Origin of the sequence: Rugamonas rubra (genome assembly GCF_900114705.1) — a bacterium.
Lineage (GTDB): Bacteria > Pseudomonadota > Gammaproteobacteria > Burkholderiales > Burkholderiaceae_D > Rugamonas > Rugamonas rubra.
In genome coordinates, this window is sequence record NZ_FOTW01000005.1 from 153,450 (window position 1) to 179,423 (window position 25,974).

Here is a 25,974-nt window from a genome sequence, read left to right on the forward strand (position 1 = left end):
GACCGCAACGGTCCGCGCCGCAAAACTGGCCACGCCGGCGGCGCGAAGGCGCCGCCGGCGTGCTGCCAAGGCTTAGTCGCCGGAACGGTAGTTCGGCGCTTCCTTGGTGATTTGCACGTCGTGGACGTGCGATTCGCGCATGCCGGCCGAGGTGATCTCGACGAACTCGGCTTTTTCGCGCAGCTCGTCGATGGTGGCGCAACCGCAGTAGCCCATCGATTGGCGCACGCCGCCGACCAGTTGGAAGATGATCGCCAGCACGCTGCCCTTGTAGGCGACGCGGCCTTCGATACCCTCGGGCACGAACTTGTCGGCCTTCATGGTGGCGTCCTGGAAGTAGCGGTCGGCCGAGCCGTCCGACATCGCGCCCAGCGAGCCCATGCCGCGGTAGGACTTGTAGCTGCGGCCCTGGTACAGGATGACCTCGCCCGGCGCCTCTTCGGTGCCGGCGAACATCGAACCCATCATCACGCTCGAGGCGCCAGCGGCCAGGGCCTTGGAGATGTCGCCCGAGAAGCGGATGCCGCCGTCGGCGATGCAGGGCACGCCGGTGCCGGCCAGCGCCTCGGCGACGTTGGAGATGGCGGTGATCTGCGGCACGCCGACACCGGCGACGATGCGGGTGGTGCAGATCGAGCCGGGGCCGATGCCGACCTTGACCGCGTCGGCGCCGTGCTCGACCAGCGCCAAGGCGGCGGCGGCGGTGGCGATGTTGCCGCCGATGACGTCAACGTGGGGGAACTTGGTCTTGATCCATTTGACGCGGTCGAGGATGCCCTGCGAGTGGCCGTGGGCGGTGTCGACCACCAGCACGTCGACGCCGGCGGCGACCAGCAGCTCGATGCGCTCTTCATCCTTGACACCGACGCCGACGGCGGCGCCGACCAGCAGCTTGCCCTGCGAATCCTTCGACGCCAGCGGGTGCTCGGTCGACTTCTGGATGTCCTTGACGGTGATCAGGCCGCGCAGCTCGAAGGCCTCGTTGACCACCAGCACGCGCTCGAGGCGGTGCTTGTTCATCAAACGCTTGGCTTCGACCGTGTCGGCGCCCTCCATCACGTAGACCAGCTTCTCGCGCGGGGTCATCTTGGCGCGGGCCTCGGCGTCGAGTTCCTGTTCGAAACGCAGGTCGCGGTTGGTGATGATGCCGACCACAACCTTGCCTTCGACCACGGGGAAGCCGGAGATGCCGTACTGTTCGGTCAGCTTGATGACGTCGCGGATCTTCATCTCTGGCGGGATGGTGATCGGGTCGCGCAGCACGCCGGCCTCGAAACGTTTGACGCGCGCTACTTCACGGGCCTGGTCTTTCGGGTTCAGATTCTTGTGGATGATGCCGATGCCACCCTCTTGCGCCATGGCGATCGCCAGACGGGCTTCGGTGACGGTATCCATCGCTGCGGACAGCAGGGGGATGTTCAACGAAATGTTGCGGGTCAGGCGAGTTTTGAGGGACGTATCGACAGGCAGAACATTCGAGTACGCTGGGACGAGGAGCACGTCATCGAACGTGAGTGCTTTTTGAAGTAGACGCATAGCATTTCCTATTGGCGCAAAAGCAGATTATACAGAAAATCTAGGGCGCCGTCCTTGCATCTTGGAAAAATCTGCCCCGCAGGCCGCATGGCGATTGACACTCGCTGCGAATCATGGCGAAATCGCAGACAGGCAACGCCCCCTTCCTCACGGAAAGCACAGCATGAAACCAGACAGAGCAGCAGGCCCGGCGGCGGCGAGCGCAGCGGCAAAGGCGGCGCCCGCAGCGGCGGCTTCGGCGCGGGCGACGCGGGCGACGCCGGCAACGACGGCCGCGACGGCCGCGACGGCCACGCCGACGCCGACGCCATTGGCCCGGCCGCGCGCGGCGGCGTGGCTGGCCGGCGCCCTGCTGCTGGCGGCCTGCGGCCAAGCGGCGGCGCAGTATGTGTGGATCGACGACAAGGGGGTCAAGCAACTGTCGGACCGTCCGCCGCCGCCGTCGGTGCCGCAGAAGCGCATCCTGAAGGCGCCCGGCAAGGACAAGCTCAATCCTGCCGCCGACACAGCCGGCGAGAACGGCGCCGACGGCGACAACCCGGCCGGCGCCGCCGAGGCGCCCGCCGCCAAACCGGCGCCGACGCTGGGCGAACGCAACGCCGCCTACAACAAGCGCAAGGCGGAGGCGGCGCTGGCGGCGCAACAGGCCGGCGAGGACAGCGCCCGCAAGGCCGAGATCGCCGCCAACTGCGAGAACGCCCGCAACAACCAGCGCGCCCTCGATCAAGGCGTGCGCATGAGCACCTACGACAAGAACGGCGTACGCGGCTTCATGAGCGAGGCCGAACGGGCCGAGTCGGCGAAGAAAAACAAGCAGGTGCTGGCGCAGTGCCAATAGGCAGCAGGCGCGGTATCGCGCTTTACTGCTGCGGCGCGCGCCGATTGCCTCTATGATATGGCAATCGACCAACAATTCATTCCAGGCATGACCAAGACTCAGCAAACCAAGAGCCGCGCCAGCGGCCGCGTGACCCTCGCCGCCGTGGCCCAGCTGGCCGGCGTGGCGACGATGACGGCCTCGCGCGCCATCACCCAGCCCGACCTGGTGTCGGAAACGCTGCGCACCCGCGTCGAACAGGCCGTGGCCGAGCTCGGCTATGTGCCCAACCGCGCCGCCCGCGCCCTCGCCTCCGCCGAGTCCAAGGTCATCGCCGTGCTGGTGCCGTCGCTGTCGAACGCGGTGTTCACCGAGGTGCTGGCCGGCATCCAGGACGCCCTCGACGCCGACAACTACCAGATCCTGATCGGCAACACGCGCTACTCCGACGCCGAGGAGGAGAAGCTGCTCGGCATCTACCTGCAGTCGAATCCGGACGGCATCCTGTTGTCCGGCCTGAACCACAGCCCGCGCGTGCAACAGATGCTGACCTCGTCGCGCGTGCCCATCGTCTCGATGATGGACATGTCGACCGACCCGGCCCAGTTGTCGGTCGGCTTTTCGCAGGTGCAGGCCGGCCAGGCGATGACCCGCTACCTGATCGACAAGGGCCACCGCCGCATCGGCTTCATCGGCGCCCAGCTCGACGAGCGTACCTTGAAGCGCGCCGACGGCTACCGCCAGGCGATGCGCGAGGCCGGCCTGGCCGACCCGCGACTGGAGCTGATGGTGCCCGATCCGTCCACCATCGCGCTCGGCGCCGAGCTGGTCGAGCGCATGCTGGCGCAGGCGCCCGACTGCGACGCCGTGTTCTGCTGCAACGACGACTTGGCCCACGGCGCCATCTACCAATGCCAGCGCCTCGGCATCGCCGTGCCGGGCCAACTGGCCATCTGCGGCTTCAACGATCTACCCGCCTCCGCCTGGATCAACCCATCGGTGACCACGGTGGCCACGCCGCGCTACCAGATCGGCTTCGAGGCGGCCACGCTGCTGCGCGCCGTCATCAAGGGCGAAACGCCGGCGGCGACGCAGATCGACCTGGGCTTCACGCTGATGGCGCGCGAGAGCGCCTGATCTTCGTGGCGAAAGCACAACAGCAGGATTGATATCGCCCAAGCCGCCGGCCACCCCGGCGGTTCTTCCCACCTACCGCCACAGGCGCCAATTCCTCCATGGCTGGGCGCAAAACGGCGCCTCGCCGCAGGCGTGTTTCCGGGCGCCGGCTTGCTGCGCCGCAGCATCGAATCTTCTTTACAAATCCAGGGCAGGGACTACACTCCGATCTCGATGTTAGCGCTAACATTTCGTCGTAACAGCAATATCCGGCAACACAACAGCAACCACACCACGATAGCCACGAGACATGAGCACAACAACGAGACAAGCACGCTGGGTCGTCATGGGCGTCAGCGGCTGCGGCAAGAGCGAAATCGGACAGGGCCTGTCCACCGCGCTGGGCGTCGACTTCCTCGAAGGCGACAGCCTGCACAGCGCCGCCAACGTCGCCAAGATGGCGGCCGGCACGCCGCTGACCGACAGCGACCGCGCCGACTGGCTGCTGACCCTGCAACAACGCATCGCCCAGGCGGCGCAGCAGCAACGCGGCCTGGTGCTGTCCTGCTCGGCGCTGAAGCGGCGCTACCGCGACCTGTTGCGGGCCGGCGATCCCGGCCTGCGCTTCGCCCACCTGAGCGGAGCGCGCGCGGTCATCGCCGAGCGCATGCAGGCCCGGGTCGGCCACTACATGCCGCCGTCGCTGCTCGACAGCCAGTTGCGCGACCTCGAACCATTGCAGGCCGACGAGGCCGGCGTGTTGCTCGACCTGACCCGCACGCCGCAACAGCTGGTCGCCGACATCCTGCACTCGGCCGCCCAGCCAGCCATCCTATAATCCAGAAGGAGACACCATGAACACCGTCACACAGAAGAAAAAAATCCCCAAACGCCGCTGGGGCATCGGCGCCCTGCTCGGCATGGGTGTGCTGATCAACTACATCGACCGCATCGGCCTGTCCGTCGCCGCGCCGCAGATCAAGGAGATGTTCGACCTGACGCCGGTCGAGCTGGGCCTGCTGTTCAGCGCCTTCGCCTGGTCCTACTCGCTGCTGCAAATTCCGGTCGGCATGGTGATCGACCGCTTCGGCCCGACCCGCGTCGGCCGCTGGGGCGCCTTCCTGTGGGGCGTGGCCTCGGTCATCACCGCCTTCTCCAGCGGCTTCGCCGGCATCTTCTTCGCCCGCATCCTGCTCGGCGTGGCCGAGGCGCCCGCCTTCCCGGTCAGCGCCAAGGCCACCGGCTACTGGTTCCCGCGCGGCGAGCGCGGCATGGCCACGGCGATCTTCGACGCCGCCGCCAAGTTCTCCAACGTCATCGGCGTGCCGCTGATCGCCGTCACCATCGTCACCTTCGGCTGGCGCTGGGGCTTCGGTCTGACCGCCCTGCTCAGCTTCAGCTACTTCATCGCCTTCTTCGTGCTGTACCGCGACCCGAGCGCCGACCCCAAGCTGTCGAAGGAGGAGCTGCACTACATCCAGTCCGGCGGCGCCTCGCCGGAAGGCCCGTCCGAGGCGGGCGCCGTCAACATGCTCGGCTATCTGTTGACCAAGTCCAAGGTCTGGGGCCTGACCATCGGCTTCGCCGCCTACGGCTACTCCTTCTACCTGTTCCTCACCTGGCTGCCCGGCTACCTGGTGCAGACCATGCACATGAGCATACTGAAATCGGCCGGCTTCGCCGCCATCCCCTGGGCCGTGGCCACCGCCACCGACCTGTTCGTTGGCGGCTGGCTGATCGACCATCTGATCGCCAAGGGCAAGGACGAGTCCGTCGTGCGTAAAAGCGTACTGATCATCGGCATGCTGTTCGGCCTGGCCGTGTTCGGCGCCACCCAGACCACCGACCCGGTCTGGGCCATCGTCTGGATCTCGATCGCCCTGGGCGGCCTGGCCTCGGCCGCGCCGGTCGGCTGGTCGCTGCCCTCGCTGATCGCCCCCAAGGGCGGCGCCGGCACCATCGGCGGCATCATGAACTTCGCCAACAACCTGATGGGCGCGGCCGCGCCGATCGTCACCGGCGTGATCGTCGGCGCCACCAACTCCTTCACCAACGCCTTCCTGGTGGCCGGCGTGATCCTGGTGATCGGCATCATCTCCTTCGTCTTCGTGCTCGGCAAGATCGAACCGATCCCCGATCCCGCACCGGCCGCACCGGCGCCCGTACCGGCGCGCTGATTTTCCCCAACGGCGAAAGCCCGGCACCAAGCGGCGATCACAGCCGTCTATGGGCCGGGCCGGCGCCCGCCCTTCCCTTCCTTTTCAGAGACATTCGTATGACACCACGCATCCCTGCGGCGGCAGCGCTCGCCCTGATTTTCTGCGGCCCGGCCGCAGCCCAAAGCAATGTCGCCTTTTATGGCGTGATGGACGTCGGCATCTCGCAAGACCGTGGCGGCCTCGCCGGCAGCGCCACCCGGCTGACCAGCGGCATGGCCACGCAGAGCCGCTGGGGCTGGCGCGGCAGCGAGGACCTGGGCGGCGGCATGGCGGCCTTCTTCGTGCTCGAGGGCGGCATCCACGCCGACAACGGCAGCTCGACGCAGAACAACACCCTGTTCGGCCGCAACAGCGCCGTCGGCCTGCGCGGCAACTTCGGCGCCGTCTCGCTGGGCCTGCAGGACACGCCGCTGTTCACCACCCTCAACACCGTGGTCGACCCCTTGCGCAACGGCATCGCCCGCTCGAACAACCTGATGGCGGCGACCGCCTTCCGCGCCAGCAACTCCATCCTCTACCGCAGCAACGCCGTCAACGGCTTCAGCGCCGACGCCATGCTTGTGGCCGGCGAGGTGGCCGGCGACAACGCCGCCGGCCGCGCCATGGGTGGCTCGGTCGGCTACAGCAACGGCCCGCTGACGGTGCGCCTGGCCTACCACCACCGCAACAACGACACGGCCAGCCTGCTCAACACCGAGTCGGCGCGCAACACCCTGCTCGGCGCCAACTACGACTTCGGCGCAGCCAAGGCCTACTTCGGCTTCGGCGTCGACAAGGGCCTGAACAGCTCGACCTTGAACAACGCGGCGGCCACCTTCGGCGGCAAGGCGCCAACGGCCTCGACCGACAGCAACTCCCTACTGCTGGGCTTGTCCGTGCCGCTGGGCGCCAGCACCGTGGTGGCAAGTTATGTGCGCAAGAACGACAAGGGCGCGCTGAACCAGGACGCCCAGCAGTTCGCGCTGGCGTATATGTACGCGCTGTCGAAGCGCACCGACGTCTACACCTCCTACGCGCTGATCCGCAACCAGAACGGCGCCGCCTACACCGAGGGCAACAGCGAGGAGCCGGGCACCGGCAACAAGCAGTTCACCGCCGGCCTGCGCCACCGCTTCTAAACCGCAGCTAGTGGAAAACCAGAAGGGCGCGCCACCGTCGACCGGTGGCGCGCCCTACTATTTGTTCCTTGCGGCCGGCGAACTCAGGCCGCGCCGGCCTTGCGCCGGCGGCGGGCGTGTTTCGGGTCGGCGACCAGCGGGCGGTAGATTTCCACCCGGTCGTGTTCGCGCAGCACCGTGTCGAGCGTCTTCTTCTTGCTGAAGATGCCGACCGGCATGGTCGCTAGGTCGATCTCCGGCGCCTCGCGCAGCAGGCCGCTTGCGGCGACGGCCTGCTCCAGCGTGGTGCCGGCCTCGACCGTCAAGTCGCGCAGCCATTGCGCGGTGGCGCCGGCGAAACACACCTGCACCTGGATTAGCTCAGCCATACACCGTCTCCGCCCGTTTGCAGAAGCAATCGACCATGCTGTTGGCGATCATGCCGAACACCGGGCCGATCAGTTGCTCCAGTATGATGCTGGAAAACTCGTAGTGCAGGTCCAGCTCGATCTTGCAGGCGTCCTCGCGCAGCGCCTTGAAGGTCCAGGTGCCGTCGAGGGTCTTGAAAGGACCGTCCACCAGCCGCATCTTGATGCTGGTCGAGGGCGTGTTGACGTTGAATGTGGTAAAACTCTGGCGTATGCCGTGGTAATGGATGCCCAGGCTGGCCACCACCGTGTTCTCGCCCCGCTCCTTGACCTCGACACCGCCGCACCATGGCAGAAATTTGGGGTAATCCTCGACCTTGGCCACCAGATCGAACATTTGTTCCGCGCTGTATCCCAGGAAAACCGATTTATGTACTACTGCCATTGTGTAACCGTTTGCTATGATGTTGAATTATTCGCGACTTTTGGCGCGAAACAGTAGTTTAACCGACCCGCGCCTACTATTTACCATCTCATGACCATAGCTGATAACAAAAAAGCCTTCCACGACTACTTCATCGAGGACCGCTACGAAGCGGGCATCGTGCTGGAGGGGTGGGAAGTCAAGGCCATCCGCGACGCCCGCGTGCAGATCAAGGAAGCTTACGTCACCATCCGTGGCGACGAGCTGTTCCTGTTCGGCGCCCACATCAGCGCCCTGCCGACCGCCTCCACCCACATCCATCCGGAGGCCGTGCGCACCCGCAAGCTGCTGCTGCACCGCACCGAAATGGACAAGCTGATCAGCAAGGTCGAGCGTTCCGGCTACACCCTGGTGCCGCTCAACCTGCACTACAAGGGCGGCCGCGTCAAATGCGAGATCGGCCTGGCCAAGGGCAAGAAGATGCACGACAAGCGCGCCACCGAGCGCGACCGCGACGGCGCCCGCGAAGTCGCCGCGGCGATGAAACAAAACCGCCGCTAAGGCACTCGGCGCCGGGCGCGGCGCGCGGCGGCGCCGCCGCGGCGCGCCGCCGGCCTGGCCGGGCGGTGTATTTAGTCTGTCCGGAGCGCACAAAACGCAAGCTTTTGTTCTGTTGTGAATTTCCAAATAGAAACATCCGTGCTACACTGGCCGGAGGAAATTACCCTTTTTCGCCCCGGCAAGCCGGGGGTAGAATGGGCTGTTCACTTTAGACTTTGACGAGGGCATGATGGTGCTGAAAACCGGAGCAGCGATAGTGGCCGGCCTGATCTTGGCCGGATGTGCGGCGCGCTTCTCGCCTGTGCCGCAGGCGACCAACTTCCCCGCCAGCCAGCAGGTCAAGCTGCAGGCGGCCAGCCACTGGGGCACGATCGCCGGGCATATCGAGAAAAACATGCTGGCCGAGCTGAAGAAGAATCCGCCGCGTCCGCTGTTCATCAACGAGGCGCCCAACCCCAGCCCCTTCCAGCGCGCGCTGAACACCCAGCTGATCACCTCGCTGGTCAACGACGGCTACACGGTGTCCAAATCGGCCGCCGGCTCGCTGAAGATCGACCTCGACGTGCAGGCCGTCACCTTCAGCGCCGACCGGCCGCAATACCGCTACCATGGCGAACACGGCGCGCTGGCCGCCGGCGTCTTCGTGCTGAGCGAGATCGAGCCGCCGCTGCTGCTGGCCGCAGCCGCCGGCGTCGGCGCCCAAGACGCCTATTCCTGGTTCAACGACCAGTTCGCGCCCGGCGCCACGCCGCGCACCGAGCTCATCATCACAGTGTCCGTGTCGGACCAGTACCGCTACTTCGCGCGCAACACCTCGGCCTACTATGTGACCGACAGCGACCGCGTGCTGTACGGCATCATCGACAAGGAACCCGAGCTGCCCCAATTGAGCAAGACCTACCAGCTGCGCGGAGAACGCTAAATGACGAAAAAACTGGCCTCCCTGTCCGTACTGGCCCTGCCGCTGCTGCTGGCGGCCTGCTCGACCACGCCGAAGGACGAACCGAATTATTCGACCATCTCGTCGAACCAATTTATCGCCTCGAACTACAAGGCGGCCGACACCCTGCTGCAGCAGCTGAGCGGCAAGCTGACCGCCGACAAGCCGCTGATCATGGCCACCGTGGTCAACATCGACGCGCTCGAGCAGACCACCACGCTGGGCCGCCTGGTGTCGGAGGAAATCTCCACCCGGCTGTCGCAGGGCGGCCTGAACATGTTGGAGATGAAGCTGCGCAACAGCGTCTACATGAAGCGCAACCAGGGCGAGCTGATGCTCACCCGCGAAATCGGCGACGTGGCGCAGACCCACCACGCCCAGGCCATCGTGGTCGGCTCCTACGCCGAAACCAGCGACATGGTGTTCATCAACATCAAGGTGATCCAGCCCAACACCAACTTCGTGCTGGCCGGACACGACTACGTGCTGGCCAAGGAGGGCATCGTGCGCTCCATGCTGCTGCGCAACTGATTAGCGCCGACGGACGCGGCCGGCACCCGTGCGGCTAGTCGGCCTCGTCGCAGTCCACCGGCGGCGGCGGCGCAGGCAGCCCCGCCAGCCGTTTCGACAGAATGGTGTTGTACAAATCCTTGGGCGAGCGCTTGCCCAGTTCCTGCAAATCCCGATAGTTGGCCAGAAAGTCCAGGATGCTCGGCCGTAGCGGCTGGGCCCGCAGGTCGCGCCCCGACTTGAGCTTGCGCTCCAGATCCAGCTTGGTCAGTTCCAGCGCGTGCTTGCGCCACTCCGCCTCGCGGTCCTGGCGGTCGCGCGCGCCCAGCATGGGCGTGACCAGCAGCTTGCCGATCAGCGCGGCGAGCACCGCGCCGCTGGCGCCGGCCAGCGCGGCCAGCGCCGCCAGCACGCCCGGCGTCAGCTTGGCCAGTTCGGCGAGAAAATTTTGCATGCGCTGTGCTCCATGAGGTGGCGCAGTCAGCGGGTGGCGCCCACCAGCACGCCGCCCGCGCTGGGGTCGGGGGTGCCGACACGGAAGGTGCGTTGCGCCAGGGCGCCGTCGGCGTCGCGCGCCACCACCCACAGCTCGGCGCCGCGCGCGCCGGACGGAATGAACACCATCTCGTGGCAGGGAGGATCGTCGCAGTCCTCGTGCATCAGCGGCGCGCCGTCGACGTAGACCTCGATGTGGATGGGCCGCGCGCCGTCGCTGACGACGAAGTGGAACTGCCCGCCGGCAAACGCTTCGTTCAAATTGTTGATGTCCATAGGGCCTCCCGTGTCAGCACAGGTATAGCGCAAACGGGACGGCGAACTTAGACAAAAGCCAAAGCGGCGCGGCTTTTCGGCGCTATTCGCCCGCGACCGGCGCCAGCCCCAGCAGTTGAACCAGGCCCGGCAGAACGGATTCGGCCGACAGCTGCACCTTCAACGCCAGCAATTCGTCGGCCCGCGTCCTGCCGACGTTGATGGCGACGATGGGCTTGCCTGACTCGGCCGCCAGCTTGCAGAAGCGGAAACCGGAGAACACCATCAGCGAGGAGCCCACCACCAACAGCGCGTCGGCTTCTTCCAGCATGGCCAGCGCGGCGGCGGTGCGCGGCGGCGGCACGTTGTCGCCGAAGAAGACCACGTCCGGCTGCAGCGTGCCGCCGCAGTGGCGGCAGTATGGCGGCTGGAAGTCGTCCAGCGCGTCCGGCTCGATCTGCGCGTCGCCGTCCGGCAAGGGCTGCGCCAGCGCCTGCGCCAGGGCCGGGTTGGCCCCGACCAGCGCCGCCTGGATCGCCGCGCGCGGATGCTCGGCGCGGCAGTCGAGGCAGACCACGCCGTGGATGTTGCCGTGCAGCTCGATCAACCGCCGGCTGCCGGCGCGCTGGTGCAGGCCGTCGACGTTCTGCGTGATCAGGCCGCCCAGCGCCCCGCCCCGCTCCAGCGCCGCCAGCGCCAGGTGGCCGGCGTTCGGCGCCGCCCGCGCCAGCGTCGCCCAGCCGACCATGCTGCGCGCCCAGTAGCGCCGGCGCACCGCCTCGGAGCGGCGGAACTCCGGCCCCTGCACCGGCAAACGGCCGCGCCGCACGCCGTCCTGGTCGCGATAGTCGGGGATGCCGGAGGCCGTGCTCATGCCGGCGCCAGTCAGCGCCAGCACGCGGGAATGCGCTTGCAGGAAGGCGGCCAGCGGCGCCAGATGGTCGATACGGTCGATGTTGCTCATAGGTCTTCATGCTAACACCAAGCGAGGCGGTTGAACGTCGCGCCGGGCGGGCCGGTGCCGGGACGGCGGTTCAGCGGCAGATCGAGCAACACCCCGCCCTTCACCGCCGGCCCGGGCGACGAGACGCACGGCCAGCACGGCCGCATCGACATGAAATAGCGATGAGAATTCGCCTCACGGCGGCTAGCGTCCTGCATGCCTACGGCGTGCCGTCAAGCCACGGCACATGCCCGCCGGCAAACGGCGGCGGCGCACGGGCGGCGGCGGCACAAGGCAAAACAAGGCCACGCCCGGCACCAAGGCGCCCGCCGCGCCTCGGTGCCGCCCGGCTTGGCGCCAGCGACTTTCCCCTTGCTACGCCCCAAGGTCACTTGCACAATAGAATTAGTGTCTTTTCCACAACGATAGAAAATGTCGTTTTGACAGGACCGGCCGGCAGGCGTAGCGTCGGTGATCCGATGGATCAACCCTTGAGGAAAATCATGACTAGCCCGCTCAGCCTGATGATGCCCTGCCTGCCCGGCACCAGCCTGGTAGCCGTCGCCGCCACTTTGGTGGAGGCGCAGAAACAGATCGACGCCGCCCTGGAGGACATCGGCACCGTCCACTTCGCCCGCTTCCTGATGCTCGACCGCTCGCAGGCCAACCTGCAGCCGCAACTGAAGAGCGCGGGCACCTCGGACAGCCTGATCATCGGCGTCGTCACCGAATACGACGGCGACTTCAACGCCTACATCCAGGACTTCGTCACGCAGCTGGGCGACGTCTTCGACGCGCTGCTCAAGTTCGTCGTCGGCGGCGCCGCGCTGACCCCGGTGATCAACAACGTGCCGGCCTTCCAGGCCTACATCACCGTCAACGACGCCTCGCAGCACATCCCCAACAACAGCCTGTACGCCGCCTACCCGCAGACGGTGCAGCAGATCCTCGCCGCCGTCTGAGGCGCGCCGTTCGTCCCGCGGGCGCCGCACCGGCGCAGCCGATGTCCCCTGGCGCCCGCCCCCTTCCAGCCATCGCCACCGGAGAGCCACCATGGCCGATCCCGACATTGACTTCGCCGACGTCCAGGGCACCATCCTGCGCGGCTACCGCGTCGACCTGGCGCGCCACTTCGTCCTCGCCATCAGCGACCCGGCCGGCGCCCGCGCGCTGATCGCCACGCTGGTCGACGGCAGCGGCGGCCTGCCCGCCGTCACCACCGCGCTGCGCGTCGAACCCAAGCCGCCCTGCTTCCTCAACCTCAGCTTCAGCTGCGCCGGCCTGGCCGCGCTGGGCCTGACCCCGGCCGAGCTGGCCACCTTCGACCCCGCCTTCCAGCGCGGCGCGGCCAGCGCCGCCACCGCCCAAAGCATCGGCGACACCGGCAGCAGCGCGCCGCAATTCTGGCTCGGCGGACTGGGCGACGGCGCCCAGGTGCACATGCTGCTCAGCGTCTGGGTCACCGAATCGCGCGAGGTGCTCGATTCGGTCAGTGCCAAGCTGCGCGCCGCCTGGGCCGGCTGCCTGCGCGAGCTGTACACGCAGGACGCCACCGCCCTGCCCGACAACCAGGTCCACTTCGGCTACCGCGACAGCATCGCCCAGCCCAACGTCAAGGGCGCGCCGGACAGCAAGCGCATGGCGCCGGACGACCAGCCGGAGGTGGCCACCGGCGAGTTCCTGCTCGGCTATGCCAACCAGAGCGGCGGCGTCTACAGCGTCACGCCGGCCCAGTTGTCGACCAACAGCAGCTACGCCGCCTTCCGCATCCTCGAGCAGGACGTCGCCGCCTTCGACGCCATGCTGGCGCAGTACGCCGGCGAGACCGGCCTGTCGAGCGAAATGGTCGCCGCCAAGTTCTGCGGCCGCTGGCGCAACGGCAACCCGCTGGAGCTGGCCCCCGAGGTCGCGGGGCCGGTGCTGCCCGACGAGCAGCTCAACAACTTCCACTATGTCACGCCCGACATCGCCACCGACGACACGCTGGGCCTGAAGTGCCCGATCGGCTCGCACATCCGCCGCAACAACCCGCGCGACGGCAAGGTCAACGGCACCGACGCCGCCCACCACCGCATCGTGCGCCGCGCCATGCCCTACGGCCCGGCCTACGACGCGGCCAAGCCCGACCACACGCCGCGCGGCCTGATCGGCTACTTCATCAACGCCAACGTCGGCAACCAGTTCGAGTTCCTCACCAGCCAGTGGAACAACCAGTCGGAGTTCGTCAAGGCCGCCACCGGGCCGGGCGGCTCGGCCGACGGCAACGCCGTCTACAACATCAGCGGCCAGGACGTCTTCAGCGGCGTCAACGATCCGGCCACCAGCTCCTTCACCTTCGCCGGCAAGGGTCCCAAGCACGAGGGCAACACCGTGATCAACGGCTTCGGCCGCACCATCGTCACGCGCGGCAGCGTCTACTGCTTCTTCCCCAGCATCAGCGGCCTGCGCTATCTGGCCGCCATGGGCTGAGCCAAACCGCCGGCCAAAGCAAAAACGCCGCCTTCCCGGCCAAGGGAAGGCGGCGTTCGCTGCGCTCGGCGCGGCGGCGCTGCCTCAGCGGCCCGTCGCGACGGCGAAGCTGAACTCAGCCGACATTGACTCGGCCCTTCAACTCGGCCACCGAGGCGGTCCAGTCGGCGTAGTGTTCGCTGTCGGCCCACAACTCGCGCAGCTCGGACTGCTCGGCCAGGATGCGCTCGATCACCTGGTGCGCCTTGGCCGCCAAGTCCGGCCGCGCCTTCTGCGGGCGCTGCTCGACCCAGGCGTCGACCGCCTCGCTTTCCTCGTTGCGCAGGCCCCAATGGCCCTGCAGGCGGGCGATCACTTCGATCGCCACCAGCGCCTCGGCGGCGAACGGCGCCTCCAGATAGGCGCCACCGTTGTCGAGCACGTTGTCGAGGGTGTTCTCCACCGCCTCCAGGTTTCTCGTCTCCTGCAGGTCCTCCGCCCAGTCCAGCGCGTAGTCGTTGCCGAAGGCGTCCACTGCCCAAGTTCCCATATTCCACTCCTTGTCGAAGGCGGCCTTGCCGCCTTTGTTTTTGCGCCGGACCGGCCGCCTATTTTTGCGCCTTGACCACCTGCATCGCCGTGGCGATCAGGCCGCTCATCTCGCCCAGGTTGGCCGGGATGATGATCGAGTTGTTGGTCTTGGCCAAATTGGCGAAGGCGCCCACGTACTGCTCGGCCACCTTCAGGTTGACCGCGTCGGCGCCGCCCGGCGACTGGATCGCCGCCCCCACCTCGCGCAGCGCGGCGGCGGTGGCGTCGGCCAGCGCGACGATGGCGGCGGCCTGCCCCTCGGCGCGGTTGATGGCGGCCTGCTTCTCGCCCTCGGAGCGGGCGATCGAGGCCTCGCGCTCGCCGCTGGCGATGTTGATCTGCTCCTGCTTGCGGCCTTCCGAGGCGGCGATCAGCGCGCGCTTCTCGCGCTCGGCGGTGATCTGCGCCTGCATCGCGTGCAGGATCTCCTTCGGCGGCGTCAGGTCCTTGATCTCGTAGCGCAACACCTTGACGCCCCAGTTGGCGGCCGACTCGTCGATCGCGTTGACGATGGCGGTGTTGATGTGGTCGCGTTCCTCGAAGGTCTTGTCCAGCTCCATGCGGCCGATCACCGAACGCAGCGTGGTCTGCGCCAGCTGGGTGATGGCGGCGATGTAGTTCGACGAGCCGTAGGAGGCGCGCATCGGGTCGGTGATCTGGAAATACAGGATGCCGTCGACCTGCAGTTGCGTGTTGTCCTTCGTGATGCAGACCTGCGGCGGCACGTCGAGCGGGATCTCCTTGAGCACGTGCTTGTAGGCGATGCGGTCGACGAAGGGCACCACGATGTTCAGGCCGGGGCCCAGCGTGGCGTGGTACTTGCCCAGCCGCTCGACCACCCAGGCGTGCTGCTGCGGTACCACGTTGATGGTCTTGAACACGAACACCAGGGCGAGGATGAACAGGATGAATGTGACGTTACCGAAGCTAAATTCCATTGCGTACTCTCCAGGTTGAAAACGGTTTTGCCGCTGTCGCGCGACGACGGCTGCGGCGGTGCTGCTGCTACTGCTGCTAATGCTGGTGCTGCTGCCGGTGCCCTCAGGCGGCCACCACCAAACGGCTGCCGCGCACCTCGCGGATGGTGAACTGGCCGGGCGCCGGTTGGCCGCCGGGCGCCAGGTCGACGTCCCACATGGCGCCGCGGTACATCACCCGCGCCGAGCCCTCGTGCCAGTGGGCCACGTGCACGGTCTGGCCGATGTCCATGTTGACGTTGGGGTCGCGCGCCGGGTCGCCGCGCTCGGGCCGGCCGTACTTGCTGCGCCACAGCAGGCCGGTGGCCGCAACGCCGACCACCGCCGCTACCAGCATCTGGCCCGGCGGTTGCAGCCCGGCCAGAGCAGCCACACCGCCGCAGGCCACACCGATGGAAATCATCAGCAAATAAAAGGTGCCGGTGAACAGCTCGAAAATCACGATCACGCCCGCCGCCACCAGCCATGTCATCCAGTCCGCCATGATGCCTCCTTCGATGCGCAAGGACTTGCGCTTTTGAAAAACAAAAACCCCCGCTGCCCGCAACGGGCGACGAGGGTTTTTACTGCGATTCGGTAAGTATTAATGGTGTTTGTATTGGTCGACACTATGTAAGCAGTCTAACGCATATCCAGCCCGCGTCAACTTCTTCTTGTTCGATCTTCACCATTTCCTACTTAACAATATCTTTGCGTAGCCTTACTTCTGTTGCAGCGAGGCCAGTTTCTGCCAAGTGTCGATGACCGAGTCCGGGTTCAAGGACATCGACTCGATGCCCTCACCCATCAGCCATTCGGCGAAGTCAGGGTGGTCCGAAGGGCCCTGGCCGCAGATGCCGATGTACTTGCCCTGTGCGCGGCAGGCCTTGATCGCCATCGACAGCAGCGCCTTGACCGCAGGGTCGCGCTCGTCGAAGTCGGCCGCCAACAGCGCCATGCCGGAATCGCGGTCCAGGCCCAGGGTCAGCTGGGTCAGGTCGTTGGAACCGATCGAGAAGCCGTCGAAGTATTGCAGGAACTGGTCGGCCAGGATCGCGTTCGATGGCACTTCGCACATCATGATCAGGCGCAGGCCGTTTTCGCCGCGCCTCAGGCCGTTCTTGGCCAGCAGGTCGACCACTTTCTCAGCCTGGCCCAGGGTACGCACGAACGGCACCATGATCTCGACGTTGGTCAAGCCCATGTCGTTGCGCACGCGCTTCATGGCCAGGCATTCCATCTCGAAAGACTCGGCGAAGTCCGGCGACAGGTAGCGCGCCGCGCCACGGAAGCCCAACATCGGGTTTTCCTCGTCCGGCTCGTAGCGCGAACCGCCGATCAGCTTCTTGTACTCGTTCGACTTGAAGTCGGACAAGCGCACGATCACCGGCTTGGGCCAGAAGGCCGCAGCGATGGTGGCGATGCCCTCGGCCAGCTTGTCGATGTAGAAGGCCTTCGGCGAGGCGTGGCCACGGGCCACCGACTCGACCGCTTTTTTCAGGTCGGCGTCGATGTTCGGGTATTCCAGAATCGCCTTCGGATGCACGCCGATGTTGTTGTTGATGATGAACTCGAGACGGGCCAGGCCGACGCCGCCGTTCGGCACCGACTGGAAGTCGAAGGCCAGCTGCGGATTGCCGACGTTGAGCATGATTTTGACCGGCAGCGGCGGCAGTTCGCCGCGCGCCACTTCGGACACCTCGGTTTCCAGCAGGCCGTCGTAGATCTTGCCCTCGTCGCCTTCGGCGCAGGACACGGTGACGAAGGTGCCGTCCTTCAGGATGTCGGTGGCGTTGCCGCAACCCACAACCGCCGGCACGCCCAGCTCGCGCGCGATGATCGCCGCGTGGCAGGTACGGCCGCCACGGTTGGTGACGATGGCGGCGGCGCGCTTCATGACCGGTTCCCAGTTAGGGTCGGTCATGTCGGCCACCAGCACGTCGCCCGGCTGCACGCGTTCCATGTCGGCCGGGTCGGTGATGACGCGCACCGGACCGGCGCCGATTTTCTGGCCGATGGCGCGGCCCGAGGTCAGCACGGTGCCGCTCGATTTCAGTTTGAAGCGCTGCTGCGCGTCGGTCGACTTCTGCTGCGACTTGACCGTCTCCGGACGCGCCTGCAGGATGTACAGCTTGCCGTCGCGGCCGTCCTTGCCCCACTCGATGTCCATCGGACGGCCGTAGTGGTTCTCGATGATGACGGCGTACTTGGCCAGCTCGACCACTTCGTTGTCGTCCAGCGAGTAGCGGTTGCGCATCTCGACCGGCACGTCGACGGTTTTCACCGAGCGGCCGGCCTTGGCTTCGTTGGTGAATTCCATCTTCAGCAGCTTCGAGCCGATGTTGCGGCGGATCACAGGCGACTTGCCCAGTTCCAGCATTGGCTTGTGGACGTAGAACTCGTCGGGATTGACCGCGCCCTGCACCACCGTCTCGCCCAGGCCGTAGCTGGAGGTGACGAAGACCACGTCCTTGAAGCCGGACTCGGTGTCGATGGTGAACATCACGCCGGCCGCGCCCAGGTCCGAGCGGACCATGCGCTGCACGCCGGCCGACAGGGCCACCTCGGCGTGGGTGAAGCCCTTGTGCACGCGGTAGGAGATGGCGCGGTCGTTGTACAGCGAGGCGAACACCTGCTTCATCGCGTCGAGCACGTTGTCGATGCCGACCACGTTGAGGAAGGTCTCCTGCTGACCGGCGAAGGACGCGTCCGGCAAGTCTTCGGCGGTGGCCGAAGAACGCACGGCGAACGACATCTCGGTGCTCGAATCGGCCACCAGTTTTTCGTAGAAGGATTGGATTTCCGTCGCCAGGCGCGGCTGGAACGGGGTCTCGACGATCCATTGACGGATCTCGGCGCCGGCCAGGGCCAACGAACGCACGTCGTCAATGTTCAGGCCGGCCAGACGGTCGGCGATGCGCTCGGCCAGCGGCTTGCCGCCGTTGGCGCTGTACGACAGGAAGTCGCGGAAGGCCTGCGCCGTGGTGGCGAAACCGCCCGGCACGCGCACGCCGGCCGTGGCCAGCTGGCTGATCATTTCGCCCAGGGAGGCGTTCTTGCCGCCGACGGATTCGACATCCGTCATGCGCAATGTTTCGAACGAGGCAACGTACACCGCCTCGCCCGTTTGCTCCTGCTGCTCCTTCAATGCTGCGTTGGAAATGCTGGTCATAATGACACCCTTACTTGATGATAGAAATCTTCCCGCGAGGCGCCGACATTCAATCTTGTTATTCTTAGCGTCGTGCAGCACAATCTTACCGTTGGCAGACATTTTACAGCCTGCAGCGCAAATTGACGATTCACAATACTTAATTGACGATTAACCTGGCACCCAAATGACCCAAGAACAACGCCCGCCCCTGCCCAACGCCGCCCGCACGGTATTTTTCGTATCGGATGGCACCGGTATCACGGCAGAGACCTTCGGCCACTCCGTGCTGACGCAGTTCGAGTTGCGCTTCCGCCAGATCCGCCTGCCCTTCATCGACACCCTCGACAAGGCGCACGACGCGGCGCGCAAGATCAACGAGGCCTTCGCCGCCGACGGCCAGCGCCCGATCATCTTCTCGACCCTGGTCAAGAGCGACTTGTCGGCGGTGATCCGCAACTGCAAGGGTCTGCACATGGACTTGATCCAGACCTTCGTCGCGCCGCTCGAACAAGAGCTGGGCGTCAAGTCGACCCACACCATCGGCCGCTCGCACAACATCGTCGACAGCGAGGAGTACAAGAACCGCATCGAGGCGATCAACTTCTCGCTGGCGCACGACGACGGCCAGTCGCACAAGAATTTGTCGTCGGCCGACGTGATTTTGGTCGGCGTGTCGCGCTCGGGCAAGACGCCGACCAGCTTGTACCTGGCCATGCAATACGGCATCAAGGCGGCCAACTACCCGCTGATCCCGGACGACTTCGAGCGCGGCCGCCTGCCCTCCTCGCTGTACGAGTTCAAGAGCAAGATCTTCGGCCTGACCATCACCGCCGAGCGCCTCGCCGAGATCCGCAACGAGCGCCGCGCCGGCAGCAAGTACGCCTCCATCGAGAACTGCCGCTACGAGGTCAACGAGGCCGAAATGATGATGAAGCGCGAAGGCATCCGCTGGCTATCGTCGACCGCCAAGTCGATCGAGGAGATCTCCACCACGATCCTGCAGGAGATCAAGCCGAACCGGCGGGATTACTAGGGCTGAGCGCCCCAGCGCGCCGACAACCCGGTTCAGAAACGACAAACCCGCCAACAGGCGGGTTTGTCTTAAATCGGGGCGGCCCCGCAGAACGGGACCAAAACTAACCTAGTGTCTTCACCGGAATGGTAGCCGGGAGAGGACGCCTCCTAGGGCTGCATCTCCAGCATAGCACCAAGATCGCAAATTGCGAATTTCAGCCCTGTCTGCACAATCAGAAGAACTGCCGCCAATCGGCCAGCCAGCCGGGGAACTCCTCCACCGGCATCGGCTTGGCGATGTAGTAGCCCTGCGCATAGGTACAGCCCAGGCCCTGCAGGAAGTCCCAGTCCTGCTTGGTCTCCACCCCCACCGCCACCGAGCGCCGCTCCAGGCTGCGCGCCAGCCCCAGGCAGGAACGCAGCACCGTGCCGATCGGCAGGCGCTTGGCGGCGCCGTCGACGAAGCTGCGGTCGATCTTCAATTCGGTGAACGGGATGCGCGCCAGCAGCTGCAGGTTGGAACGGCCGGTGCCGTAGTCGTCGATGGCCAGGCCGAAGCCCAGCATGCGCAGGCGCAGCAGGCGTTCGAGGAAGTGCGGCTCGGTGATCAGCACGGCCGACTCGGTCATCTCGAAGGTGATGTAGTCGGCCAGCAGATCGTGGCGCTGCAGGCAGGCGCCGATCTGCTCGATGAACTGCGGATGCGCCAGCGTGCCCTGGTCGACGTTGATCGACATCGAAATCGGGATGCCCTGCCGGTGCAGGCCGCGGCAGGCCGCCACCGATTTTTCGATCATGCTCCAGTCGAGGAAGTCGATGCGGCCGTTGGCCTCCAGCGCGCCGAAGAAGGCGGCCGGGCCGAGCACGCCGTGCTGCGGATGGTGCCAGCGGGCGAACATCTCCAGTCCCTTGACCTGGCCGCTGGCCAGCTCGATCATCGGTTGGAAGTGGGGTTCGAATTCGCGCGCCTGCAGGCCGCGCCCGACCTCGGCGAAGGAGAAGCTCAGCGCCGAGCGGCGCAGCTCGTTGCGCCGCTCCGGCGGCACATAGTTGGCCAGCAGCGCCTCCAGCCGCGCCGCCGTCACCGGCTTGGCGATGCTGCCGAGCAGATTGACGCCATAGGCCATGGCCATGGTCTCGACCGAAAACAACAGTTCGGCGCTCTGCTCGCCGGTGACGATGACGCCGGCCTGCGCCCGCCCCTCGCCCAGCCGGCGGATCAGCTCCAGCCCGTCCATGCCCGCCAGCGCCAGGTCGATGATGGCGATCTGCGGCGCTGGCGCGATGTCGGCGTCGAACATGCTGAAGGCGCTGTGGCCGTCTGCCGCCTCGCCGACGTTGACGGCACCCAGCTCGCGCAGCATGGCAAGCAGCGCCTGCCGCTGTCCGGCATCGCCCTCGGCGACCAGAAAGTGCAACTGCGCGTTGTCCATGGACTGCTCCCGAGGTGTGCGGCCGACACTAACCGGCGGCTATCATGCCTTCATCCTACCCTTGATTCTGCCTGACTTGTTCGAAAAAGCATACCGCCGCGCAGGCGGCGACGTTGAGTGACTCGACCTGGCCCAGGTGCGGAATCACCACCTGGTGGCGCGCCGCCGACAGCAAATCGTCGGCCACGCCCTGCCCCTCGTGGCCGAACAGCCAGGCCACCGGCTGGCGCAGGTCGACGTCGTACAGGCGCTGGGTGGCGTAGCCGCTGGTGGCCAGCGTGGCGATGGGCGAGCCCTGCACCAACGGCGCCAGATCGACGTTCTCGAAGATCTCCAGCACGAAGTGGGCGCCCATCGCCGCGCGCAACACCTTGGGCGACCAGCAAAAGGCCGTGCCGGCGCTGCAGTAGACCTGGGTGATGCCGGCGGCGGCGGCGCTGCGCAGGATGGAGCCGACGTTGCCGGGGTCCTGCACGTTGTCCAACAACACCGCCGAGACGCTCAGCGCGGCCGGCGCGGCGCGTTCCGGCGTATCGATCAGGAACATCACGCCGACGCCGTGCTCGACCTGGCTGACCGCCTTGTACAGCGCGTCCGGCAGGGCCAGCACGTGGCCGTGGCGCGCCTCCAGCTGGCCGACAATGTCGCCCACCTCGGGGTTGTGCAGCGCCGTCTCGCTCACCACACACTGCTGTGGCAGGCCGCGCAGCTGCAGGTAGGCCTGGCACAGGTGGACGCCGTCGAGCAGCGTCTGGCCGACCTTCTTACGCGCCTGCGAGCTGCCGGCCAGGTGTTTCAGATCCTTGTACTGCGCGTTGTCGCGCGAGGTGATGGTTTTCATTTGCCCTCTCCAAGGCCGGTCGATTCAAGCACTTTGCGCACCGGGCCGAACGAGCGGCGGTGCACCGGCGAGGCGCCGTGCTCGCGCAGGCGCGCCAGGTGCAGCGCGGTCGGATAACCCTTGTGCTGGTCGAAGCTGTATTGCGGATAGGCGGCGTGCAGCGTCACCAGAGCGGCGTCGCGCGCCGTCTTGGCCAGGATCGACGCGGCCGAAATGGAGTCGACCTTGTCGTCGCCGCCGACGATGGCCATGGTCTGGATCTTCATCACCGGGCAGCGGTTGCCGTCGATCAGGGCCAGGGTCGGCACGGTGGCCAGCGCCTCGACGGCGCGGCGCATCGCCAGCAGCGAGGCCTGCAGGATGTTCAGTTCGTCGATCTCCGCCTCGGAGGCCTCGGCCACCGCCCACGCCAGGGCGTTGGCCTTGATGACGGGCGCCAGCAGGTCGCGCTTGGCCTCGCTCAGCTTCTTCGAGTCGCGCAGGCCGGCGATGGGCCGGTCGGCGTGCAGGATCACGGCGGCGGCAAACACCGGGCCGGCCAGCGGGCCACGGCCCGCCTCGTCGACGCCGCAGACGATTTCGTCGAGGGAGAACGGCAGGTCGTCGAACAGGCCGGGATAGATGTTTTTCACTGGTTGCTTCACTGGGTGGCTACTTTACTGTTTTTACTGTTTTGATTGAAGCGGATACTGCGGATGCCGGGCGCGAGCTGGCGCGCCTAGCGCCCCTCGATGACGCGCATGACCGCCTGCGCGCTCTCCTGCGCGCTGTTGCGCAGCAGGCTGTGGTGCATCTCGGTGAAGCGCTGCGCCAGTTGCAGGCGGTGCGGCACGTCGCTCAGCTGGCGCCACATGGCCTCGGCCAGCGCGGCCGGGTTGGCGGCGTCCTGCAGCAGCTCGGGCACGACGAATTCGCGCGCCAATATGTTGGGCAGGCCGATCCATGGCTGGTAGCCGAAGTGGCGCAGGATCTGCCATTCGGCCGCCATCATCTTGTAGGCGATGACCATCGGCTTCTTGAACAGCGCCACCTCCAGCGAGGCCGTGCCGGAGGCCACCAGCACCGCGTCGGCGGCGGCGATGGCGGTGTGCGACTGGCCGTCGAGCAGTTGGATCTCGACGTCCTGCAGGCCGGCCTGGGCCACCAGTTCGAGGAAGTACTGGCGCTGCTTCTCGCCGGCCATCGGCGCGACGAAGCGCAGCGAGCGGTCGCGCGCCAGCAGCAGCTTGGCGGCGCCGACGAAGGCGGCGGTGTTGTACTTCAGCTCCGACATGCGGCTGCCCGGCATGATGGTGACCACGTTGGCGTCCTGCGGCAGGCCGAGTTGGACGCGCGCGCCCGCCTCGTCCGGCACCAGCGGCACCAGCTCGGCCAGCGGATGGCCGACATAGCTGACCGGCACGCCGGCCTTGCGATAGATCTCCTCCTCGAAGGGGAACACCACCAGCATGTGCGAGACGGCCTTGATGATCTTCTTGATGCGGCCGCCGCGCCAGGCCCAGATCTGCGGCCCGATGTAGTGCACGGTGGGGATGCCGGCGTCCTTCAGCTGCATCTCCAGGCCGAGGTTGAAACCCGGGTAGTCGGCGCCAATGAACACGGACGGACGCTCGGCCAGCAGCTGGTCGCGCAGCGCGTTCTGGATGCCCTTGATGTCGCGGTAGCGCGGAATCACCGCCAGCAGGCCGCGCACCGTCAACCGTTCCATCGGCCAGTGCGACTCGAAGCCCTGCGCCATCATGTGCTCGCCGCCGATGCCGTGGAAGCGGGCCTCCGGCAGCAAGGGCCGCAGGCCGGACAGCAGGCGCGCCGCCAGCACGTCGCCGGACGGTTCGCCGGCGACCAACGCGACCGAGCGCGCGGCCGGCTTAGCGGACGATGCCACGGGACGCCGTATCGAGGAATTCGCGCATGGCGCGGATCTGCTCGGCCGCCGCCGGCATGGCCAACTCCTCGGCCAGCAGGGCCGCCTTGGCCTCCTCCAGCGTCAAGCCGGAGCGGTAGATGATCTTATAGGCGGCGCGCACGCCGTTGATCTGCTCGCGGGTGAAACCGCGCCGCTTCAGACCCTCGATATTGACGCCGTGGGCCTGCGCCGGATTGCCGTTCAACAGCACATACGGCGGCACGTCCTGGGTCAGGCTGGTACTCATGCCGACGAAGGCGTGGGCGCCGATCTTGCAGAACTGGTGGACGTTGGCGAAGCCACTCATGATCACCCAGTCGCCGATCTCGACGTGGCCGGCGATCTGCGCGTTGTTCGAGAAGATCGTGTTGCTGCCGACCTGGCAGTCGTGCGCCAGGTGGACGTAGGCGGAAATCCAGTTGTCGTCGCCCAGGCTGGTCACGCCCCGGTCCTGCACCGTGCCGGTGTTGAAGGTGCAGAACTCGCGGATGGTGTTGCGATCGCCGATGGTCAAACGGGTCGGCTCGCCGGCCCACTTCTTGTCCTGCGGCGCGGCGCCGATCGACGAGAACTGGAACAGCTTGTTGTCGCGGCCGATCGTGGTGTGGCCCTCGATGACCACGTGCGGGCCGACCACCGTGCCGGCGCCGATGCTGACGTGCGGCCCGATGATGGTGTACGGCCCCACCTCGACGCTGCTGTCGAGCTGCGCCTTCGGATCGATGACCGCGGTCGAATGGATCTTGACCATGGCCTTACTTCCCGGCGGGCTGACTAGCGTCGTCCGCGCTGCGGATGGTGCACATCAATTCGGCCTCGACGGCGACCTTGCCGTCGACGCTGCCGACCGCCTTGTACTTCCAGATGCCGCGCGAGACGCGCAGGATCTCGACGTTCATCACCAACTGGTCGCCCGGCTCGACCGGACGCTTGAAGCGGGCGTTGTCGATGCCGACGAAGTAGACCACCGAGTTCTCGTCCGGCTTGATGTCCATGGTCAGGAAGGACAGGATGGCGGCGGTCTGCGCCATCGCCTCGATCATCAGCACGCCCGGCATCACCGGCTTGTGCGGGAAGTGGCCGTTGAAGAACTCCTCGTTGACGGTGACGTTCTTGATCGCAGTGATCGATTTGTTGGCTTCCCAGTCGAGCACGCGGTCGACCAGCAGCATCGGATAGCGGTGCGGCAGATACTGCTTGATCTGGTGGATGTCCATGCTCTTCTTGGCTGGAGTCTCGATGGTCGTGCTGGTGTCGATAGTGGTCATTTTGTGTCTTGTATGGTCAGTGTTTTAATTGTCTTTTCGAGCGCGCGCAGCTTCTCGCGCATGCTCGCCAGATTGCGCACGATGGCGGCCGACTTTTCCCACTCGGCGTTCTTGGCCAGCGGGTAGAAGCCGGTGTACTGGCCCGGTTCGAGGATCGAGCGCGAGACCATGCTGCCCGACGAGATGTGCACGCGGTCGGCGATGGTCAGGTGGCCCAGCACCATGGCGGCGCCGCCGAATGTGCAGTATTTGCCGATCTTGGCGCTGCCGGCCACGCCGACGCAGCCGGCCATGGCCGTGTGCGCGCCGATGTGGCAGTTGTGGCCGATCTGGATCTGGTTGTCGAGCTTGACGCCGTCCTCGATCACCGTGTCGGCCAGCGCGCCACGGTCGATGGTGGTGTTGGCGCCGATGTCGACGTCGTCGCCGATCATCACGCGGCCGGTCTGCGGGATCTTGATGTAGACCCCGCCCTCGTTGGCGAAACCGAAGCCGTCGGTGCCGATCACGGCGCCCGAGTGGATGATGCCGCGCGCGCCGATCTGGCAGCGGGCGTGGAAGGTGACGTTGGCGAACAGCTCGGTGCCCTCGCCGATCACGGCGTCGCGCCCGACGTAGCAGCCGGCGCCGATCACCGCGCCCGGGCCGACCACCGCGCCGGCCTCGACGACGGCGCGCGCGCCGACACTGGCGCTGGCGTCCACCGTGGCCATGGCGTCGACGCTGGCGGCCGGATGGATGCCGGCCGGCGCGACGTGGGCATGCTGCGCCGCGAAGAACTGGGCGGCGCGGGCGAAGTACACATAGGGGTTGGGGGTGACGATGCGCGCGCCGGCATAACCGGCGGCGATGAACTCGTCGTCGGCGGCCGCGACGATCAGCGCCGCCGCCTGGCTGTGCAGCGCCTGCGCGCGCAGTTTGCTATTGCTGAGAAAGCTGATGTGCGAAACGCCGGCGTCCGTCAGTGGCGCGATCCCGATCACTTCCAGGTTCGGGTCGCCCACCAACTGCCCGCCCAAGCGTTCGACCAATTCTCCTAGTCGAGTGCCCATCGGGGAGTTCCAATCTGTGGTTGTGAGTCT

The 25,974-nt window shown here is 66.4% G+C and carries 28 protein-coding genes; 11 read left to right on the top strand and 17 right to left on the bottom strand.

Features of this window, described 5'->3' with window-relative positions; translation table 11 throughout:
- Positions 1-72 precede the first annotated feature (72 nt).
- Positions 73-1,536: an IMP dehydrogenase gene (guaB, locus tag BM252_RS03200; RefSeq protein WP_093383585.1), complete on the bottom strand. Its 1,464-nt coding sequence runs from the start codon at positions 1,534-1,536 to the stop codon at positions 73-75.
- Between the two features lie 163 nt (positions 1,537-1,699).
- On the opposite strand from guaB, the gene BM252_RS03205 reads away from it, so the two are divergent.
- From BM252_RS03205 to BM252_RS03225, 5 genes are all read left to right on the top strand, one after another.
- Positions 1,700-2,374 (top strand): DUF4124 domain-containing protein, encoded by a 675-nt coding sequence (locus tag BM252_RS03205; protein ID WP_093383588.1) that lies wholly within the window; start codon positions 1,700-1,702, stop codon positions 2,372-2,374.
- A gap of 87 nt (positions 2,375-2,461) precedes the next feature.
- Positions 2,462-3,490: an HTH-type transcriptional regulator GntR gene (gene gntR, locus BM252_RS03210; RefSeq protein WP_093383590.1), complete on the top strand. Its 1,029-nt coding sequence runs from the start codon at positions 2,462-2,464 to the stop codon at positions 3,488-3,490.
- A gap of 289 nt (positions 3,491-3,779) precedes the next feature.
- Positions 3,780-4,307 carry a gluconokinase gene (locus BM252_RS03215; RefSeq protein ID WP_245774064.1) on the top strand — a complete coding sequence of 176 codons (528 nt, stop codon included), beginning with the start codon at positions 3,780-3,782 and terminating at the stop codon, positions 4,305-4,307.
- Between the two features lie 16 nt (positions 4,308-4,323).
- A complete protein-coding gene (locus BM252_RS03220; protein WP_093383595.1) occupies positions 4,324-5,646 on the top strand; it encodes an MFS transporter in 1,323 nt (440 codons plus the stop codon).
- A gap of 98 nt (positions 5,647-5,744) precedes the next feature.
- Positions 5,745-6,806, top strand: a complete 1,062-nt coding sequence (locus BM252_RS03225; protein WP_093383597.1) for a porin — start codon at positions 5,745-5,747, stop codon at positions 6,804-6,806.
- An 83-nt stretch (positions 6,807-6,889) separates the two neighbouring features.
- Here BM252_RS03225 and BM252_RS03230 read toward each other — a convergent pair whose 3' ends face one another.
- Together BM252_RS03230 and BM252_RS03235 are read right to left on the bottom strand one after the other, a co-directional pair.
- Entirely contained in the window at positions 6,890-7,174 is a 285-nt protein-coding gene (locus BM252_RS03230; protein ID WP_093383600.1) for an RnfH family protein, read from the bottom strand.
- Positions 7,167-7,598 (bottom strand): type II toxin-antitoxin system RatA family toxin, encoded by a 432-nt coding sequence (locus BM252_RS03235; protein ID WP_093383602.1) that lies wholly within the window; start codon positions 7,596-7,598, stop codon positions 7,167-7,169. Before BM252_RS03235 ends, BM252_RS03230 begins: the two co-directional genes overlap by 8 nt.
- A gap of 90 nt (positions 7,599-7,688) precedes the next feature.
- Here BM252_RS03235 and smpB point away from each other — a divergent pair, with 90 nt between their 5' ends.
- From smpB to BM252_RS03250, 3 genes are all read left to right on the top strand, one after another.
- Positions 7,689-8,138: an SsrA-binding protein SmpB gene (smpB, locus tag BM252_RS03240; RefSeq protein ID WP_093383605.1), complete on the top strand. Its 450-nt coding sequence runs from the start codon at positions 7,689-7,691 to the stop codon at positions 8,136-8,138.
- Between the two features lie 226 nt (positions 8,139-8,364).
- On the top strand, positions 8,365-9,060 hold the full coding sequence (locus BM252_RS03245; protein ID WP_245774065.1) for a hypothetical protein: 696 nt from the start codon (positions 8,365-8,367) through the stop codon (positions 9,058-9,060).
- On the top strand, positions 9,061-9,609 hold the full coding sequence (locus tag BM252_RS03250; protein WP_093383607.1) for a FlgO family outer membrane protein: 549 nt from the start codon (positions 9,061-9,063) through the stop codon (positions 9,607-9,609).
- A gap of 34 nt (positions 9,610-9,643) precedes the next feature.
- Here BM252_RS03250 and BM252_RS03255 read toward each other — a convergent pair whose 3' ends face one another.
- The 3 genes from BM252_RS03255 to BM252_RS03265 form a co-directional block, all read right to left on the bottom strand.
- Entirely contained in the window at positions 9,644-10,042 is a 399-nt protein-coding gene (locus BM252_RS03255) for a hypothetical protein (RefSeq protein WP_093383610.1), read from the bottom strand.
- A 26-nt stretch (positions 10,043-10,068) separates the two neighbouring features.
- Positions 10,069-10,359 carry a hypothetical protein gene (locus BM252_RS03260; protein ID WP_093383612.1) on the bottom strand — a complete coding sequence of 97 codons (291 nt, stop codon included), beginning with the start codon at positions 10,357-10,359 and terminating at the stop codon, positions 10,069-10,071.
- Positions 10,360-10,441: 82 nt separating this feature from the next.
- Positions 10,442-11,302: an NAD-dependent protein deacetylase gene (locus BM252_RS03265; RefSeq protein WP_093383615.1), complete on the bottom strand. Its 861-nt coding sequence runs from the start codon at positions 11,300-11,302 to the stop codon at positions 10,442-10,444.
- Between the two features lie 482 nt (positions 11,303-11,784).
- Here BM252_RS03265 and BM252_RS03270 point away from each other — a divergent pair, with 482 nt between their 5' ends.
- Positions 11,785-12,243: a hypothetical protein gene (locus BM252_RS03270; protein ID WP_139236270.1), complete on the top strand. Its 459-nt coding sequence runs from the start codon at positions 11,785-11,787 to the stop codon at positions 12,241-12,243.
- A gap of 91 nt (positions 12,244-12,334) precedes the next feature.
- Positions 12,335-13,750: a Dyp-type peroxidase gene (locus BM252_RS03275; protein WP_093383620.1), complete on the top strand. Its 1,416-nt coding sequence runs from the start codon at positions 12,335-12,337 to the stop codon at positions 13,748-13,750.
- Positions 13,751-13,865: 115 nt separating this feature from the next.
- Here BM252_RS03275 and BM252_RS03280 read toward each other — a convergent pair whose 3' ends face one another.
- The 4 genes from BM252_RS03280 to ppsA all read right to left on the bottom strand — a co-directional run bounded on the left by BM252_RS03280 (position 13,866) and on the right by ppsA (position 18,448).
- On the bottom strand, positions 13,866-14,279 hold the full coding sequence (locus tag BM252_RS03280; protein ID WP_093383622.1) for a DUF4259 domain-containing protein: 414 nt from the start codon (positions 14,277-14,279) through the stop codon (positions 13,866-13,868).
- A gap of 58 nt (positions 14,280-14,337) precedes the next feature.
- On the bottom strand, positions 14,338-15,258 hold the full coding sequence (locus BM252_RS03285; RefSeq protein WP_093383625.1) for an SPFH domain-containing protein: 921 nt from the start codon (positions 15,256-15,258) through the stop codon (positions 14,338-14,340).
- A 103-nt stretch (positions 15,259-15,361) separates the two neighbouring features.
- On the bottom strand, positions 15,362-15,781 hold the full coding sequence (locus BM252_RS03290; RefSeq protein ID WP_093384204.1) for an NfeD family protein: 420 nt from the start codon (positions 15,779-15,781) through the stop codon (positions 15,362-15,364).
- Between the two features lie 216 nt (positions 15,782-15,997).
- Positions 15,998-18,448, bottom strand: coding sequence for a phosphoenolpyruvate synthase (ppsA, locus tag BM252_RS03295; RefSeq protein WP_093383627.1), 2,451 nt, complete (start codon positions 18,446-18,448; stop codon positions 15,998-16,000).
- Between the two features lie 166 nt (positions 18,449-18,614).
- Between ppsA and ppsR the strand changes: the two genes are divergently transcribed.
- A complete protein-coding gene (ppsR, locus tag BM252_RS03300) occupies positions 18,615-19,463 on the top strand; it encodes a posphoenolpyruvate synthetase regulatory kinase/phosphorylase PpsR (protein ID WP_093383630.1) in 849 nt (282 codons plus the stop codon).
- Between the two features lie 214 nt (positions 19,464-19,677).
- Here ppsR and BM252_RS03305 read toward each other — a convergent pair whose 3' ends face one another.
- From BM252_RS03305 to lpxD, 7 genes are all read right to left on the bottom strand, one after another.
- Positions 19,678-20,877, bottom strand: a complete 1,200-nt coding sequence (locus BM252_RS03305; protein WP_093383632.1) for an EAL domain-containing response regulator — start codon at positions 20,875-20,877, stop codon at positions 19,678-19,680.
- A gap of 55 nt (positions 20,878-20,932) precedes the next feature.
- Positions 20,933-21,718 (bottom strand): TrmH family RNA methyltransferase, encoded by a 786-nt coding sequence (locus BM252_RS03310; RefSeq protein WP_093383635.1) that lies wholly within the window; start codon positions 21,716-21,718, stop codon positions 20,933-20,935.
- Positions 21,715-22,350, bottom strand: coding sequence for a ribonuclease HII (rnhB, locus tag BM252_RS03315; protein WP_093383637.1), 636 nt, complete (start codon positions 22,348-22,350; stop codon positions 21,715-21,717). The genes BM252_RS03310 and rnhB overlap by 4 nt, the downstream gene beginning before the upstream one ends.
- A gap of 86 nt (positions 22,351-22,436) precedes the next feature.
- Positions 22,437-23,603 carry a lipid-A-disaccharide synthase gene (lpxB, locus tag BM252_RS03320; RefSeq protein ID WP_093383640.1) on the bottom strand — a complete coding sequence of 389 codons (1,167 nt, stop codon included), beginning with the start codon at positions 23,601-23,603 and terminating at the stop codon, positions 22,437-22,439.
- Entirely contained in the window at positions 23,587-24,375 is a 789-nt protein-coding gene (lpxA, locus tag BM252_RS03325) for an acyl-ACP--UDP-N-acetylglucosamine O-acyltransferase (protein ID WP_093383642.1), read from the bottom strand. Before lpxA ends, lpxB begins: the two co-directional genes overlap by 17 nt.
- A gap of 4 nt (positions 24,376-24,379) precedes the next feature.
- Positions 24,380-24,892, bottom strand: a complete 513-nt coding sequence (gene fabZ, locus BM252_RS03330) for a 3-hydroxyacyl-ACP dehydratase FabZ (protein ID WP_245774066.1) — start codon at positions 24,890-24,892, stop codon at positions 24,380-24,382.
- Positions 24,889-25,944, bottom strand: coding sequence for a UDP-3-O-(3-hydroxymyristoyl)glucosamine N-acyltransferase (gene lpxD, locus BM252_RS03335; RefSeq protein WP_093383645.1), 1,056 nt, complete (start codon positions 25,942-25,944; stop codon positions 24,889-24,891). Before lpxD ends, fabZ begins: the two co-directional genes overlap by 4 nt.
- Positions 25,945-25,974 lie beyond the last annotated feature (30 nt).